Genomic DNA, 14,784 nt, shown 5'->3' with positions numbered 1-14,784 from the left:
GGCTGTTAAACCATGTGGGTGGGGGAGTTCTCGATGTCGTTTCGGCTGCGTGCTGTCCGCGCGTTCGCGTTGCTGGTCGGCTTCTTTCTGATGGGCACAGTGCTGCTGTCGGCCATGGCGGTGCTCGACTGGCTGCTGATGACACGGCTGTTCACCGCGCGGGCGGCCTGGCTCGAAGGCACGGTCCTGACCGTCACCGTCCTGCTGGCGGCCGCGATCGTGCGGGGTATGTTCGCCTTTCTGCGAGCGGGACGTCTGGGCCCGGTGCCGCACGCGGTGGCGGTCACTCCTCAGGACCAGCCCGAGCTGTGGGAACACATACGAGTCGCTGCCGAAGTGACGGGGCAGCGGCTGCCGGATGAGCTCTACCTGGTCGCTGAGGTCAACGCGGGTGTTACCGAACAAAGCCGCCTGCTGGGGCTGCTGCCCGGGCGACGCCGTATGCTCCTCGGTCTGCCGCTGCTCGCCGGGCTGACCGTTCCCCAGTTGCGTGCCGTCCTCGCCCACGAGTTCGGGCACTACGCGAACCTCGACACCCGGCTCGGCGGTGTCACGATGCGCGGCCGGGAAGCCGTAGTCCACACGGTGGAGGCCTTCCAGGAGGGCAGCACTCGGCTGCACTACGTGATCGGCTCCCTGTACATCGGCTACGCCCGGATGTTCCTGCGCACCTCGCAATCCGTCGCCCGCCACCAGGAGTTCGCCGCCGACCGGATGGCCGCCCGGTACGCGGGGCGTGACACAACGGCCGCCGCCCTGCGCATCATTCCGGTGCTCGACGGTGCGTACGCCCACTACCTGGAGACGTACGCCGGGATGGGCAGGTCGCAGGGAGCGCTACCGCCCGTGGGCGAGGTGCACGGCGGTTTCCGCCGGTTGCTCGCCGCCCGTACCGGGGAGCGGCTCGCTGAGCTCTCCGGCGGGCAGCGTCCGCCGCGGCCACACCCGTACGATTCGCACCCGCCGACAGCCGAACGGATCGCCCTGATCGAGAAGCTGCCCACCGACGACCGGCCCTCTGAGCCGGCCAATGGTTCGGCCGCACTGACCCTGCTGCACGACACCGACCGGGTGTTCGCTGCACTGGAGGAACGCACTCTGTCGCAGGAGGCGGCGCACCTGCGGCGGACGAGTTGGGACGACCTCGCCATGGCCCGCGCGGTCGCCGACGCCGAGGGCTGGTCCCGGCCGCTGCGGATCGCCGTGGCCAGGGCGCTTCGCTCATCGGCCCAAGGCGCAGAGGGTACGGTGACCGCACGCCGAGATGCCACGGCCGAGGAGGTGGCGAATGACCTCTTGCCCGACTTGGAGGAGATACTCGACGCGTTCGACCGCGGCCTGCTGTGGACGGATATCGCCGACCGCATGCCCAAGCCGCATCAGGCGTCGCGACTGGTCGGGCCGTCCGCCCGCAACTTCATTCGGCCCAAGATCTTCGATGGGCTCGCGGGCATGGTCCACCTGCACCTCGCCGAGTCCGGACACGCCACACCGGACATCGCCTGGTCGGGGCAGCCTGGACTCTTTCTGCCCGAGTCGTGGGAGAAGGGCATGGACGACGCCATCGACGCGGCCGTCGCCGACACGCCCGACACCACTCCGCTGCGCGCCCTACTCGCCGACCCCCACTGCATGTCCGCATAGCCTCCGGGCTGCCGGGCAATGGAACGATCCGCATCCGCTTCGACTCGACAAAAGTTTTGTGAACGCGGCTTGACATGGATCAAGCCGTCGTTCCTGTGGATGATGTACCGCTGTGGCTGGGGCGCCAAGGAGGGGCAGGAGACCGTGCTGGCTGTCGAGATCAGCCGTGACGGTTTCGACTGGGCGCTGCGCAACGCCTGTCTGTCGGGCTATGCCCGCGGGGTGCATGCCGACCGAGCCACCTGGCAGCGTCAGTTGAAGCGGGCGCCCGCTCGCGTGCAGTGGGACCCCGAGCGGGATCTGCACCAGCGGCCCTTGCCGTACCGATCTCTGCAGCTCGGCCTTTCCGGTGAGGCCGCACAACGCTACGCGGACGAGTGGACGGTCGCCATCCGGGACGTCACACCACTCGCCCACGAGATCCACGCCCTCGTCCGCAGCGGTGACCTGGGCTCAGCCAACCGACTGCTGCCCCAGGAACACCCCTATCCCGTTGAAGGCGCATCTCTTGCCCATCTACAGGGATGACCGCCTGATCCGTCTGTCCGCACTGTGGCAGCGCCAGTTCCCGAAGGGGCCTCCGATCGCCCATGAACTGCGCGCTGCCTATGGGGACCGTTGGGTGCGCTTCCACAGCCTGCCGGACTCTAAGCGCTACCCGGAGACCGAGGACGAGTACGCCATCGTCCTCCACCGGTACAACACGGTCCTGGACGAACTCTTCGCAGGCACCGACGTCTACGTCATCACCGTGGCCTGGTCCTGGGAACCGGGAGGACCGGAACTCCCGCCGGAGCGGCACGAGGTGCACCCCCAGGGAACCCGATGGACGACGTTCGCGTACGACGACGATCCCGACCCCGAACTCCACAGCTACACGCACCTCTACGCCGACCGCCGCCCCTGGCGACGGGGCACGGTCGACGCCGTCCTCCGCGAGGTCGCGGACGACGTACTCAGCGAAGTGATCATCACCGACATCGGACTCAGCCGCATCCACCATCCGTACGACGGCGGCGCAGACGTCATCGCAACAAGTTCCGCAGAACGCGACCGAATGCGTGACAGCCACCATGACTGGCTGCCTCGAAACCCCGCCGGCCTTTGAAACGGCCTTTGAGAAACGGCGATCGGGGAGCGACCAGCCGCTGCCCGGCCGGTATCGCGTCGGCGCCGGAGGCAGCGGAGAAGCAGCCGGCAGTACGGTCCCTGGCACTCGACGACGAGGACGAACTGTGGCGCAGCGATGCGTTCGTTGTCACGGCCCGACTCCCCCGCGCAGTCCCCACTCGTCGAGGCCCGAGTAGATGAGCGCCGTTCGGCCCCGGGGGAAAGGACAGGCACTCGGCCTGCCCGGAGTAGATCGCCACCAATGAGTCTCGTCCCCGCCGACATCTTTCCTTCCGACTACTCCGAGCTGCGAGCCGCAGGCTTCTCACCGTCCGGCCAGACCTCGCCGTGGCGACGAGTAGTGATCTTTTTCTGTGGACCCGCAGGACGGACGACCGTGGCGTCCGCAGTGCCGGGAGTCGGCCGAGGTTCACCCGGAGGGGCAGCAGGAGGCGGAGTCGAGCATCACGGGCGCGTGGATGACCGGCCTGGGTGACGATCCCGACCACGACGCGGACGAGCTTCTTGCCCACCTACGTGGATGACGGGCTGCTCCGGCCCATGGGTCCGCCCGACCGCTAGGCCGGATGCCGTCTTGAGGGTGCGTGCCGGGGCAGGCCGCCACAGGATCCTGCTCATGCGGACATCTGCTGAGATACGGCCCTGCCCTGCTCCGGCGCGGCGCGGTGGTGCGCGTCATGCCATATCCGCGGCTCTTGCCTGCGGTCTGCTGCTGGCCGGCACCGCGGCGTGCTCCGGAGCCGACGGGCACAGGAGTCACGTCGGTGCCCCGGGCGTCAACAACCCCGCCGCGCCCGGCTCCGCCGGCCCGGAAACGGGCCCGCGCCTTCCTGGCGTCGGAAGCCGCATGGGCAGGCGCGTACCGGCCGACGCCCACCAGGTTGTGGTCGTCTACGGCGACGGCACGGACTCCGCCGGGAGCACTGTCGTGCTCTACGAGAAACAGGGCACTGCCTGGAAACGCACCGGCAGCTGGCCTGCGCACAACGGCAGACTTGGCTGGACGACCGACCATCGCATGGACGACGAGCGCAGTCCCGTCGGTGTGTTCTCCCTGACGGATGCGGGAGGGTCGCTCAGGGATCCGGGCAGCCGTCTGCGCTACTGGTACGACGACAATGCTTTCGCCTCCATGATCGAGGATGGCGACGACCACATCCACGACTTCGACTACGTCATCGCCGTCAACTACAACCGGCTCACGGGTGTCCCGCCGTTCGACTGGAGTCGTCCCGATGGAGTGGAGAAGGGCGGCGGCATATGGCTGCACCTGGACCATGGCGACGGCACGTCCGCCTGTGTCACCGTCCCCGAGTCCGGCATGAAGACCCTGCTGCGCACCCTCGATCCCCGCCTTCACCCGGTCGTGGTGATGGGCGACCGTGAGCGGCTGAGCGCCTGACGGCCGGCCCCTGCCCCGCTCCGCTGCCGGTTCGGGGCGGCGCTTCGCCCCGGACCGTGCCGACGCCGCGAGCTGCCCTCTACGGCTGGACCAGGAACAACGCGTCCTCGTCGAGCAGCGTCTCCTTCACCCGGACCGACCGGGACCGGCTCACCCCGGGAAATGTCCGCTACGACAGCGTCTCGGACGACGGCGACGAAGCCGCCGTCACCGTCCCCATGGCGGAGTTCGAAGCCAGGGCCTGCCGGAACACGTGACGCCACCCGCCTTCGGCCGGGCCGAGGCACTCCCGCAGAAACTTGGACCTTCGGCGCTGTGCCCACGGCGCTACGCTGTCGTGGCATGCAGGGGACGCGTCTCGACACCGCTCGGATCCGGGCGGCTCGCCAGCTGATCGACCCGGTGTTTCTGGACACTCCGCTCTATCGCTGTGAGGCACTGGAACCCGGCCTCGGATGCGCGGTGAGCATCAAGCTCGAAACGGCGAACCCCGTCCGCAGCTTCAAGGCCCGCGGCACCGAGGTGGTCACGAGTCTGCTCGCCGAACGGGGGTCGTCGGCCGTGGTGTGCGCGAGTTCGGGCAATCTCGGGCAGGCCCTCGCCTGGTCCGGTCGCGGCCGAGGACTCGACGTGACCATCGTGGCCTCCCGCCATGCGACCCCGGTCAAGCTCGATCGAATCCGCGCCTTGGGGGCCACGCTGGAACTGGTGGACGGCGACCACGAGGCGGCTCGTGAGCGGGCGGTGGCCATCGCGCGCCGCGACGGCATCCGGCTGGTCGAGGACAGCCTGGACATCGAGACCTGCGAGGGCGCGGCGACCATCGGCCTGGAGCTGGTGGACACCGTGCCGTCGTTCGACGCCGTTCTGATCGCGCTGGGCGGCGGGGCCCTGGCCACCGGCGTGGGGCATGTGGTGAAGGCGGCGGCGCCCCATGTCGAGGTGATCTGCGTCCAGCCGCTGGGCGCACCGGCGATGACGCACTCGTGGCGCGGGCGGCGCGTCGTCACCACCGACTCGGCCGACACCATCGCCGACGCCGTCGCCGGCCGGCGTCCCATCCCGGCGGTCCTGGACGACCTCCTCCTGGTCGCCGACGACGCCGTCCTGGTACGGGAGGCGTCGATCGTCGCCGGTATGCGGATGCTCCTCGACCACGCCGGCCTCGTCGTCGAACCGGCGGCCGCGCTCGGCGTCGCGGCGATCCTCGAAGACCGCGACCGTTTCGCCGGCCGGCACGTGGTCACCATCGTGTGCGGCGGCAACGTCGATGTGGACGCCTACCATCGCTGGGTCGGTGCGGGCGGGATCGGGACAGGGCCGGCCGGCCGGCGGTGAGCGGAGCCCGGTGCACGCGCCTGGCCGGGCAGGCTCAGGGGGCTGCCGGGGCGGAGCCGGGTTTTGGGTGCCATGGACTTCCCGAGCGCCCTGCGCGAACGTCGTACCCGCCGTCATGTCAGCCGGCTCGATCTGGCCCTGCGGGCGGGGACCACCCATCGGCACGTGAGTTTCATCGAGTCCGGCAGGTCCGTGCCCGCCCGGAACTTGGTGGTGCGCCTGGCCGGGTCGCTGGAGCTGCCGCTGCGGGCGCGCAACGAACTGCTCATGGCCGCCGGGTACGCGCCCCTCTACACGGAGACCTCGCTGGACGACCCGGTACTGGCGCCCGTGCGTACGGCACTCGACCACATCCTGCGCGGGCATCTGCCGTATCCGGCGCTGGTGGTGGACCAGGGGGGCGGCCTGGTCGCCGCGAACACGGCGTTCGACCTGCTCACCGAGGGGGCCGCCGCCGAGCTGGTGGGACCGGGCACGAACGTCTACCGGCTGGCGCTGCATCCGGACGGGCCGGCTTCCCGTATCGGCAATCTCGCGGAACGGGCGCGGCACGTCCGCGCCCGGCCCGGGCATCTGGCGGAGCTGCGGGCGGAGCTGGCCGGGTACGTTCCCGAACCGGGGCCGTCCGACGGCGTGCTCGGCTTCGCGGTGCCGCTCCGTCTGCGGTCCCCGTACGGTGAGCTGCGTCTGATGACGAGCGTGACGACGTTCGCCACCGCCGTCGACGTGACGCTCGCCGACCTGAAGCTTGAGGCGTTCCTGCCGGCCGGTCCGGCGACGGCGACGGCTCTGTCCCGGGCGGCCGGAGCGGCGGCCGGAGCGAGGGGCTGCGCCGCCGTGCGTCAGGCTCCCGGGAACATGTAGTCGGTCCTGATCCGGCACGTCACCGGTCCGGGTGGACACCGTCTCCCAGCCGAACTGCTGCGCACCAGATCCTGCGGTGCCCCGCGGAGACCGGCAATTCCCCGCGGGGAACGCGTGGACGAGCCGTCACGCCCGCCCGTCGTCCGCCACCGCGTAGCCGGGCACGGACGGCCATCGGACCGTCAGGACCACCGACTCCTCCTCCGCGAACCATGAGTGGTCGACTCCGCGGCCCCATACGACGTAGTCGCCCTGTTCTTCCAGCAGGACGCTGCGGCCAGGGAGTTCGACGCGGAAGCGGCCGCTGACGAGGACCAGGAGGGCGGTGCGTTCCTCGCCCTTCACCCACTGCGCGCGCTCATCGCCCCGGGGGTGGACGCCCCACTTGATCTCCACGTCCTCGCTGTGGCGCGGATCGCCGGCATCCTTGAAATGCCCGAGGAGCCATCCCCGGTCCAGTGGCGCGTCCTTGCCCGCGTTGCCCACGTACACACGGTCGTTCACAAGCCCTCCCTGCTCCCCTCCGCCGCGGTCACGCCCCGTGGCGCCGTTCCCGTACTGCCTTCATGAGGTCCTCCATGGCGGACCGGGTCTCGCGGTCGCCCCCGTCGTCGATCGCTTCGAGAGCGGCGGCCGCGGCCTCACGGATCTCATGGGGGAGCCCCTCGGCGGCGGTGAGGCGGTAGGCGGCCCTGCGGCGCGCCACGCGTTCGGCGGCGTCCACCGCGTCGGGGCCGGACAGCGGGAAGACGGCGGCCCGGTATGCCGATATCCCGAGCACCATCATGTCCGCGATCGCGTCGGCGTATCCCAGCGCGGCGGCGTTGCCCTGGCCCTCCTGAACGGCCGCCATGATCCGTCGGCGGGACAGGATCGTGCCGACAGCGCCGCCGCCCGCAAGGGAAAGAGCACAGGTGACCGCGAGGAACGGGCCGTCCCATGCGTAGCCGGTGAATCCTCCGAGGATCGCGAGCGCGACGGTCCAGGCGGCGGCTGTCCTGGCGCTTATCTGCTCGGGTGTGGTGTCCATGACGGCAGTGTCCCAGCGGGTACGGCCGGTACCCGCGCCGGGTCGCGGTCGGGGCCGCGGTAGGAGCCGGCCGGGGCCTCGGTTGGAGCCCGGTCGAGGCCGCGGTCGGGAGCCCGGCCGGGGCCGCGGTCGGGAGCCCGGCCGGGGCCGCGGCCCGGTCGCGGAGCCTCGGCTGCCGGGCTCCGCCGTTCGCCGGGCCGCCTCGCGGTCAGCCCTCCGCGCGGGCGGGCAGCTTCCAGCCGGGGCGGGGGAAGTGGCAGGTGTAGCCGTCCGGGTAGCGCTCCAGGTAGTCCTGGTGCTCGGGCTCGGCCTCCCAGAAGGGGCCTACCGGCTCCACCTCGGTGACCACCTTGCCCGGCCACAGGCCGGAGGCGTCCACGTCCGCGATGGTGTCCTCGGCGATGCGCTTCTGCTCGTCGTCCACGTAGTAGATCGCCGAGCGGTAGCTGAGGCCGATGTCGTTGCCCTGGCGGTTCCTGGTGCTCGGGTCGTGGATCTGGAAGAAGAACTCCAGGAGAGCGCGGTAGTCGGTCTTCTCCGGGTCGAAGAGGATCTCGATGGCCTCCGCGTGTGTGCCGTGGTTACGGTACGTCGCGTTCGGCACGTCACCTCCGGTGTATCCCACCCGGGTCGCCGTCACGCCCGGGAGCCGGCGGATCAGGTCCTGCATCCCCCAGAAACATCCGCCCGCCAGCACGGCCCGCTGCGTCTGAGCAGTCATCGCGGCCCCTCCAATACTCGTCGGCCCATACTCTCGGGCTGATCACTCGGGCTTCTCGGCCCGCACACCGTCGTCTTCCGGTGCCCACCCTCCTCAACGCGTGCGGGTTCCCGACGATTCCGCGCACCGTACCTGGCCGGCCGGGCGCTGCCGAACGAGCGGGGCCGCCGCAGCACCCGGGTCTCCCGGCCGGGTCAGTGGGTCGGCGGCGGGCCCGCCGCCGGGGCCGGTTCCTCGCCGAGCCCGAGGCTGCAGACGCCGACGGCCTACTGGATCGGACGTGGACGACGGGACGGTGGGACAACGGGGCAACGGAACGGCGGCCCGCGCCGCGGCGCTTACTGGCTGCTACCGGCGCACGGATATTCGGTTGCCGGGGCGCGCTCCTGCGGGCTCAATGGCGTACATGGCCGACATCCATGGCTCGTACGACGAGCTGTTCACCGCCGTGCCCACCGCGCTCGCCGCGCTGCTCGACGACGGCGACCTGGGCGGTGCCGTGGCCGTCTTCGTGGACGGTGAGCCCGTGGTGGACGTGTGGGGCGGGTTCGCCGACGCCGGGCGGGTCCGGGCGTGGGAGCGGGACACGATCGTCAACGTGTTCTCCGTGACCAAGACGATGACCGCGCTGTGCGCGCTCGTCCTGATCGACCGGGGCGAGCTGGATCCGGACGCGCCGGTCGCCCGGTACTGGCCCGAGTTCGCCGCGGCCGGCAAGCAGAACGTGCTGGTACGGCATCTGCTGTCGCACACCGCCGGGCTGCCCGACTGGGAGGGACCGGTCGAGGAGGTGTACGACTGGACGACCGCCACGGCCCGGCTCGCCGGGCAGGCCCCGCAGTGGGAGCCGGGGACCGCGGCCGGGTACCACTCCCTCACCCAGGGGTTCCTGGTCGGCGAGGTGCTGCGCCGGATCACCGGGCGGAGCGTGGGCGAGTTCTTCGCCGCGGAGGTGGCCGGGCCGCTGGGCGCGGACTTCCACCTCGGTCTCGGCCCGGAGGACGACCGGCGGGTGGCGCTGACCGTGCCGCCGCCGGGCAAGGACGAGGACTACGCGGCGAGCGCGCCGGGCCGTGACGCGACCCCGACCGCCGCCACCACCCTCCGCGTCCGGGACGGCAACAGCCTCGCCTGGCGCCGCGCCCAGATCCCCGCGGCGAGCGGCTACGGCAACGCCCGCTCGGTCGCCCTCGTCCAGTCGCTGCTGGCCTGCGGCGGAACCGTCGGCGGGGTTCGGGTGCTGTCCCCCGAGGGATGCGCGCGGGCGCGGGAGGTGCAGTTCGAGGGCGAGGACCGCGTCCTCGGCATGCCGGCCCGGTACGGCCTCGGCTACGGCCTCTTCGGTGGCGCCCTCGGCTGGGGCGGCTGGGGCGGCGCGCTCGTCTGGGTCGATCCCGACGAGCGGCTGGCGATGGCGTACGTGACGAACCAGATGCGCGAGCCGGCCGCCGACAACCGGGGCATCGAGCTGGTCATGGCCGCCCAGGACGGCATCAAGGGACTGCGGGCCTGAGCGGCGGGGGGCGGAGGAGAACCGAATGAGCGGTGGGATCTTTCTCGTCGGCGGGGGCTGGGACGCGCCCGAGGTGTACGCGCCGTTCCTGCGGGCCGTGGGCGGGGACCGCCGTGTCGGGTGCGTGATCGTCGACGAGGGGGACGGCGAGGAGCAGTTCGCGCGGTACGCGGGGGCGTGCGTGCCGGTGCCGTGGGGCGGCTGGTCGCGGCGGTGGCGCGCGGGTCGGTGCCGTACGGCGTGGCGGTCGACGAGAACACCGTGCTGGAGGTGGCGGACGGGTGGGGCCGGGTCGGCGGACGCGGGCGCGTCCATGTCGTACGGCCGACGGACGGCGGCGGCGCGGCGGGTGCGGTCGTACGGTCCTACGCGCCCGGTGAGTCCGTCCCCGTGGGTCAGCCGCCGCTGCCGTAGGGGCGGGTGAGGATCTCCAGGCGGTGGCCGTCGGGGTCGTCGAAGTAGGCGCCGCGGCCGCCGTCGTTGGTGTTGATCTCGCCGGGACGGCTGTGGGACGGGTCGGCCCAGTAGCTGAGGCCGGCCTCCCGGACCCGGGTGAAGATCTCGTCGAAGTCGTCCTCGGAGACCAGGAAGGCGTAGTGCTGCGTCGGGATCTTCCCGGGGGTGTCCATGTAGTCGAGGGTGACGCCGTTCGGCAGGGCTACCGGGACGAACGGGCCGTATTCCGGGCTGACTTGGAGACCGAGGATGTCGGCGAGGAACCTGGCCGACGCGTGCTTGTCATGTGCGGCGACGATGGTGTGGTTCAGGTTCACGGTCATCGTGGGACCTCCTCCCGTCCAACGTACTCCCGATAAAAACCAAGGTAAGGCTCACCTTAGTCGCCCTCCTGTGGCCGACGGCCGCCCTCGCTGTGGCCGTCGTCGCCGTCCTCAGCCTCGCCGTCGGCACCCGTGCCGTACCGCCGGCCACCGTGTTCGACGCCCTTCTCCACGGCGGCGCCACGCCCGACGCGCTGGTCGTACGGTCCCTCCGCCTCCCTCGCACCGAGATCGGCCTCACCGCGGGGGCCGCGCTCGGCCTCGCCGGTGCCACGCTCCAGGCCGTCACCCGCAACCCGCTCGCCGACCCCGGCATCCTCGGCCTGAGCCAGGGGGCGGCGGCCGGGGTCGTGCTCGCCATCGTCCTCGGCGGCTCCGGGTACGGCTTCGGGGCCTACGTCTGGTACGCCTTCACCGGCGCCGTCGTCGCCGCCTGCCTGGTGTACGGCGTCGCGGCGCGGGGACGGGGCGGGGCGTCCCCCGTGAAGCTGGCGCTCGCGGGTACCGCGCTGTCCGCGATGACCGCGGGGGCTACGACCGTCGTCCTCACCTCCAGCTCGGCGACGCTCGACCAGTTCCGGTTCTGGCAGGTGGGGGCGCTCAGCGGGCGGGACGCGGGGACGGTCGCACGGATGCTGCCGTTCCTGGCGGTGGGCGCGGTGCTGGTGCTGTGCTGCGCCCGGGGACTGGACGCGCTGGCGCTGGGCGACGAGACGGCGCGCGCGCTGGGGCATCGGGTGCGGGTGGTCCGGGGCTGCGCGGCGCTGGGCGCGACGCTCCTGACGGCCGCCACGGTGGCGGCGGCCGGGCCCATCGCCTTCGTGGGGCTGGCGGTGCCCCATCTGGCACGGCGGCTGGTCAGGGGTGGGGGCTACGGGCGGGTACTGCCGCTGTCGGCGCTGCTGGGGGCGGGTCTTCTGGTCGCCGCCGATGTCCTTGGCCGAGTGGTACGGGCTCCTGCGGAGGTGCCGGCCGGGGTGATGACGGCGTTGGTGGGGGTGCCGGTGCTGGTGTTCCTGGTACGGCGGAAGGGGGCCGTGACGTGAGGCGCACCCGGGGCTGGGGCCGGGGGGGCAGGGACGCTTACCGGCGCTGACCGGGTGCCGCCGCGCCCACCCGTGCCGCCCCAGCGGCACGACTGCCCGCAGCTAAGAAGCCCCGCAAGGGGCGCGGGGAACTGCGGGGCCACCCCCCACCGGGCCGCAGGCATGGTGCTACGGCCCCACCCCCGTTTTTCCGTCCTCCTCCACCGCCGTTCGATCCTCGTCGCACTCGCGCTTATCGGCCTCCTCGCGGTCGCGATGACCGCCGCCGCCTCCCTCGGCCAGACCTACATCTCCCCGGCCGACGTGTGGCGTACCCTCCGCGGCGCTCCCACCCCCTACGGCCTGGTCGTCAACGAGCTGCGGGTCCCGCGGATCGTGCTCGGGGCGCTGGTCGGCGGCGCCCTCGGGCTTGCCGGGGCCCTCGTGCAGACCGTCACCCGGAACCCGCTGGCCAGCCCCGATGTCATCGGGGTGAGGCACGGCGCCGCCGCCGCGACCGTGCTCGCGCTGGCCACGGGAGCCGTCTCCGCCCCCGGGGCGATGCCGCTCGTGGCCGTCGGCGGCGGACTCGGCGCCGCCGCCCTCGTCTACGCGCTCGCCTGGCGCCACGGCATGCGGCCCAGCCGTTTCGTGCTCACCGGCGTCGGGATCGGCGTCGCCCTGTCCGCCGTCGTCCAGCTGTATCTCACCGACAGCGAGCTGGACGCCGCAGAGCAGCTCAAGCTGTGGCTGACCGGGAGCCTGAACGGGCGGGGCCGGGAGCAGGCCGGGCCGCTCGCCGTCGTACTCGTCCTCGCCCTGCCGGGACTGGTGTGGGCGAGCCGGGCGGCGCGGCCACTGGGGCTCGATCCCGACACCGCCGCCGCCCTCGGCCTCCGTGTCGACCGGGCCCGGCTCGGTCTCACCGTCCTCGGCGTCGTGCTCGCCGCCGCGACCGGTGCCGCCGGGCCGATCGGGTTCGTCGCGCTGACCGCGCCACAGCTGGCCCGGTGGCTCACCCGCACCCCTCAGCTGCCGCTGGTCTGCTCGGCGCTGACGGGCGCGGTCGTGCTGGTGACCGCCGACCTGGTGGCCCGCACCCTGGTGCCTCCGCTGGAGATCCCGGTGGGTGCGCTGACCTCCCTGATCGGCGGCCCCTATCTGCTCCGCCTGCTGGGCCGCGGGCGGGAGCGCTGACTCAGATCGTCGCCGTGTCGATCACGAAGCGGTAGCGGACGTCGCTGTTCACGACCCGGTCGTACGCCTCGTTGATCTGGTCGGCGCTGATGAGTTCGATCTCGGCGCCCAGGTCGTGCTCGGCGCAGAAGTCGAGCATCTCCTGGGTCTCCGGGATACCGCCGATGCCGGAGCTGCTCAGGCTGCGGCGGTTGCCGAAGACGGAGGACAGGAGGATGTGGACCGGCTCCTCGGGGATGCCGACGTTCACCATGGCGCCGTCGGTCTTCAGCAGCGCCAGGTAGGCGTCGAAGTCGAGCGGGGCCGACACCGTGTTGAGGATGATGTCGAAGGTGCCCCTGAGGTCCTGGAAGGTCTTCGGGTCGCTGGTCGCGTAGTAGTGCGTGGCGCCCAGCTTCAGGCCGTCGTCCTTCTTGCGGAGCGACTGGGACAGGACGGTGACCTCCGCGCCCAGGGCGGCGGCGATCTTCACGCCCATGTGGCCCAGGCCGCCGAGGCCGACGACCGCGACCTTCTTGCCGGGACCCGCGTTCCAGTGCTTCAGCGGGGAGTAGGTGGTGATGCCGGCGCAGAGGAGGGGGGCGGCGACGTCGAGGGGAAGGGCGTCCGGGATGCGGACGACGTAGTTCTCGTCGACGACCACCTTCTGCGCGTAGCCGCCGTAGGTGGGCTGCCCGTCCTTGCCGACGGCGTTGTACGTCCAGGTCGGGCCGGAGCCGGTGCAGTACTGCTGGAGACCGGCCTTGCAGTTGTCGCACTCGCGGCAGGAGTCGACCATGCAGCCGACGCCCACCCGGTCCCCCACCGCGTACTTGGTGACACCCGGGCCGACCTCCGAGACGACGCCCGCGATCTCGTGACCGGGCACCATCGGGAAGATCGCCGTACCCCAGCCCTCGCGGGCCTGGTGGATGTCGGAGTGACAGATACCGGCGAACTCGATGTCGATGAGGACGTCGAACTCGCCGACCTCGCGCCGCTCGATCGTGGTCCGCTCCAGCGGGGCCTTCGCGGCGGGCGCGGCGTAAGCAGCAACAGTGGTCATGAGGGGGGCTCTCCTAGAGATGTCTTCGCGCCCGGCTGCCTTCTCACGTCCCGGGCACACTGCCAGCCTCCACCACGCTACGTCCGTCACCCAGCCCCCGCTTCTGCGTACGTCCGCCGTGCCTACCACTGGCGGGGTCAGGTTCCGGTGCGTACGACCGTGAATACTGGATGTATGGAAGACCAGCCCCTGCCCGCCACCTCTCCCTCGACCTCTCCCACCGCCTCCCCGTCCCTGGACCGGCGTGCCGAGCTCAGCGAGTTCCTGCGCACCCGGCGGGCCCGGCTGCGCCCCTCGGACGTGGGGCTGCCCGACTTCGGGCGGCACCGCCGGGTGCCGGGGCTGCGGCGCGAGGAGCTGGCGCAGCTGGCCGGGGTGTCGGTGGCGTACTACACGCGCCTGGAACAGGGCAACGGGCGGAACGTGTCGGCGGAGGTGCTGGACTCGATCGCCCGCGCGCTGCGGCTCACCGACGCCGAGCACGCGCATCTCACCCATCTCGCCAAGGGCAAGCAGCACAAGAAGAAGGCGTCGGGGCGGCCGCAGCAGGTGCGGGCACCGCTGGCGCAACTGCTGGACGCGATGGAGGGCGTGCCGGCGTACATCGTGGGGCGGCGCTCGGAGATCCTGGCCTGGAACCGGATGGCGGCGGCGGTCTTCGGTGACTGGGCGGAGCTGCCGGCCGCGGACCGCAACTGGGCGCGGCTGACGTTTCTGCGCCCCGCCTACCGCGATCTCTTCGTGGAGTGGGAGCAGAAGGCGATCGACATCGTGTGCCAGCTGCGGATGGACGCCGGCTGCTATCCCGACGACACCCGGCTGTCCGCACTGGTGGGCGAACTCTCGGTCAAGAGCGAGGAGTTCCGCCGACTGTGGGCTACCCACGACGTCAAGGAGAAGTCGTACGGGGTGAAGCGGATGCACCACCCGCTGGTGGGTGAGCTGTCCCTGAACTACGAGTCCTTCCGCATGGCCGGCGACCAGGACCAGGCCCTGGTCACCTACCACGCGGAACCGGGCTCGGCGTCGGCCGACGCCCTGCGCCTGCTGGCCAGCTGGGGCAGGGACGCCAACCGGGTCGCCCCGGCCCCCTGA

General features: G+C 71.7%; 17 protein-coding genes. 12 read left to right on the top strand and 5 right to left on the bottom strand.

From position 1 onward, the window contains the following. Positions 1–33 precede the first annotated feature (33 nt). The 7 genes from OHB00_RS32290 (at position 34) to OHB00_RS32260 (ending at position 6,379) form a co-directional block, all read left to right on the top strand. Entirely contained in the window at positions 34–1,644 is a 1,611-nt protein-coding gene (locus OHB00_RS32290) for a M48 family metallopeptidase (protein ID WP_406439953.1), read from the top strand. Positions 1,645–1,662: 18 nt separating this feature from the next. After that, positions 1,663–2,172 carry a DUF4291 domain-containing protein gene (locus tag OHB00_RS32285; protein WP_406439951.1) on the top strand — a complete coding sequence of 170 codons (510 nt, stop codon included), beginning with the start codon at positions 1,663–1,665 and terminating at the stop codon, positions 2,170–2,172. After that, on the top strand, positions 2,153–2,752 hold the full coding sequence (locus OHB00_RS32280; RefSeq protein WP_406439949.1) for a hypothetical protein: 600 nt from the start codon (positions 2,153–2,155) through the stop codon (positions 2,750–2,752). Before OHB00_RS32285 ends, OHB00_RS32280 begins: the two co-directional genes overlap by 20 nt. A gap of 870 nt (positions 2,753–3,622) precedes the next feature. After that, positions 3,623–4,177: a hypothetical protein gene (locus OHB00_RS32275; protein WP_406439947.1), complete on the top strand. Its 555-nt coding sequence runs from the start codon at positions 3,623–3,625 to the stop codon at positions 4,175–4,177. 56 nt (positions 4,178–4,233) lie between these two features. Further along, a complete protein-coding gene (locus OHB00_RS32270; protein ID WP_406439946.1) occupies positions 4,234–4,434 on the top strand; it encodes a hypothetical protein in 201 nt (66 codons plus the stop codon). A gap of 85 nt (positions 4,435–4,519) precedes the next feature. After that, positions 4,520–5,515, top strand: coding sequence for a threonine/serine dehydratase (locus OHB00_RS32265; RefSeq protein WP_406439944.1), 996 nt, complete (start codon positions 4,520–4,522; stop codon positions 5,513–5,515). A gap of 72 nt (positions 5,516–5,587) precedes the next feature. Next, positions 5,588–6,379 carry a helix-turn-helix domain-containing protein gene (locus tag OHB00_RS32260; RefSeq protein ID WP_406439942.1) on the top strand — a complete coding sequence of 264 codons (792 nt, stop codon included), beginning with the start codon at positions 5,588–5,590 and terminating at the stop codon, positions 6,377–6,379. Positions 6,380–6,505: 126 nt separating this feature from the next. Here the strand turns inward: OHB00_RS32260 and OHB00_RS32255 are convergent, their stop codons facing one another. The 3 genes from OHB00_RS32255 to msrA form a co-directional block, all read right to left on the bottom strand. Next, entirely contained in the window at positions 6,506–6,883 is a 378-nt protein-coding gene (locus OHB00_RS32255; RefSeq protein ID WP_406439940.1) for a signal peptidase I, read from the bottom strand. A gap of 28 nt (positions 6,884–6,911) precedes the next feature. Continuing rightward, positions 6,912–7,409: a hypothetical protein gene (locus OHB00_RS32250; protein WP_406439938.1), complete on the bottom strand. Its 498-nt coding sequence runs from the start codon at positions 7,407–7,409 to the stop codon at positions 6,912–6,914. Between the two features lie 208 nt (positions 7,410–7,617). Beyond that, a complete protein-coding gene (gene msrA, locus OHB00_RS32245) occupies positions 7,618–8,130 on the bottom strand; it encodes a peptide-methionine (S)-S-oxide reductase MsrA (RefSeq protein ID WP_234535239.1) in 513 nt (170 codons plus the stop codon). Between the two features lie 406 nt (positions 8,131–8,536). On the opposite strand from msrA, the gene OHB00_RS32240 reads away from it, so the two are divergent. Both OHB00_RS32240 and OHB00_RS32235 read left to right on the top strand, forming a co-directional pair. After that, positions 8,537–9,643, top strand: coding sequence for a serine hydrolase domain-containing protein (locus OHB00_RS32240; RefSeq protein WP_406439936.1), 1,107 nt, complete (start codon positions 8,537–8,539; stop codon positions 9,641–9,643). A gap of 177 nt (positions 9,644–9,820) precedes the next feature. Then, positions 9,821–10,057: a hypothetical protein gene (locus tag OHB00_RS32235; RefSeq protein ID WP_406439934.1), complete on the top strand. Its 237-nt coding sequence runs from the start codon at positions 9,821–9,823 to the stop codon at positions 10,055–10,057. Here OHB00_RS32235 and OHB00_RS32230 read toward each other — a convergent pair. After that, positions 10,039–10,422, bottom strand: coding sequence for a VOC family protein (locus OHB00_RS32230; RefSeq protein WP_406439932.1), 384 nt, complete (start codon positions 10,420–10,422; stop codon positions 10,039–10,041). The two genes, OHB00_RS32235 and OHB00_RS32230, sit on opposite strands and share 19 nt — an antisense overlap. Positions 10,423–10,514: 92 nt before the next feature. On the opposite strand from OHB00_RS32230, the gene OHB00_RS32225 reads away from it, so the two are divergent. Next, positions 10,515–11,468 (top strand): FecCD family ABC transporter permease, encoded by a 954-nt coding sequence (locus OHB00_RS32225; protein WP_406439931.1) that lies wholly within the window; start codon positions 10,515–10,517, stop codon positions 11,466–11,468. A gap of 162 nt (positions 11,469–11,630) precedes the next feature. Continuing rightward, positions 11,631–12,644, top strand: coding sequence for a FecCD family ABC transporter permease (locus tag OHB00_RS32220; protein ID WP_406439929.1), 1,014 nt, complete (start codon positions 11,631–11,633; stop codon positions 12,642–12,644). Between the two features lies 1 nt (position 12,645). Here OHB00_RS32220 and OHB00_RS32215 read toward each other — a convergent pair whose 3' ends face one another. Beyond that, entirely contained in the window at positions 12,646–13,689 is a 1,044-nt protein-coding gene (locus tag OHB00_RS32215; protein WP_406439927.1) for an NAD(P)-dependent alcohol dehydrogenase, read from the bottom strand. A gap of 174 nt (positions 13,690–13,863) precedes the next feature. Between OHB00_RS32215 and OHB00_RS32210 the strand changes: the two genes are divergently transcribed. Continuing rightward, positions 13,864–14,784: a helix-turn-helix domain-containing protein gene (locus OHB00_RS32210; protein ID WP_406439925.1), complete on the top strand. Its 921-nt coding sequence runs from the start codon at positions 13,864–13,866 to the stop codon at positions 14,782–14,784.

The organism is Streptomyces sp. NBC_00631 (assembly GCF_045206895.1).
In the GTDB taxonomy this organism is placed as follows: Bacteria; Actinomycetota; Actinomycetes; order Streptomycetales; family Streptomycetaceae; genus Streptomyces.
Note: the sequence above shows the minus strand (reverse complement) of the source record. Positions and strands in the feature narration are given on the sequence as shown.

Bases quoted from the DNA above. Each gene is read 5' to 3' on its own strand.
- OHB00_RS32290 (WP_406439953.1), top strand. From the start codon at position 34: ATGTCGTTTCGGCTGCGTGCTGTCCGCGCGTTCGCGTTGCTGGTCGGC.
- OHB00_RS32285 (WP_406439951.1), top strand. From the start codon at position 1,663: ATGGAACGATCCGCATCCGCTTCGACTCGACAAAAGTTTTGTGAACGC.
- OHB00_RS32275 (WP_406439947.1), top strand. From the start codon at position 3,623: ATGGGCAGGCGCGTACCGGCCGACGCCCACCAGGTTGTGGTCGTCTAC.
- OHB00_RS32265 (WP_406439944.1), top strand. From the start codon at position 4,520: ATGCAGGGGACGCGTCTCGACACCGCTCGGATCCGGGCGGCTCGCCAG.
- OHB00_RS32260 (WP_406439942.1), top strand. From the start codon at position 5,588: ATGGACTTCCCGAGCGCCCTGCGCGAACGTCGTACCCGCCGTCATGTC.
- OHB00_RS32250 (WP_406439938.1), bottom strand. From the start codon at position 7,409: ATGGACACCACACCCGAGCAGATAAGCGCCAGGACAGCCGCCGCCTGG.
- msrA (WP_234535239.1), bottom strand. From the start codon at position 8,130: ATGACTGCTCAGACGCAGCGGGCCGTGCTGGCGGGCGGATGTTTCTGG.
- OHB00_RS32240 (WP_406439936.1), top strand. From the start codon at position 8,537: ATGGCCGACATCCATGGCTCGTACGACGAGCTGTTCACCGCCGTGCCC.
- OHB00_RS32230 (WP_406439932.1), bottom strand. From the start codon at position 10,422: ATGACCGTGAACCTGAACCACACCATCGTCGCCGCACATGACAAGCAC.
- OHB00_RS32220 (WP_406439929.1), top strand. From the start codon at position 11,631: ATGGTGCTACGGCCCCACCCCCGTTTTTCCGTCCTCCTCCACCGCCGT.
- OHB00_RS32215 (WP_406439927.1), bottom strand. From the start codon at position 13,689: ATGACCACTGTTGCTGCTTACGCCGCGCCCGCCGCGAAGGCCCCGCTG.
- OHB00_RS32210 (WP_406439925.1), top strand. From the start codon at position 13,864: ATGGAAGACCAGCCCCTGCCCGCCACCTCTCCCTCGACCTCTCCCACC.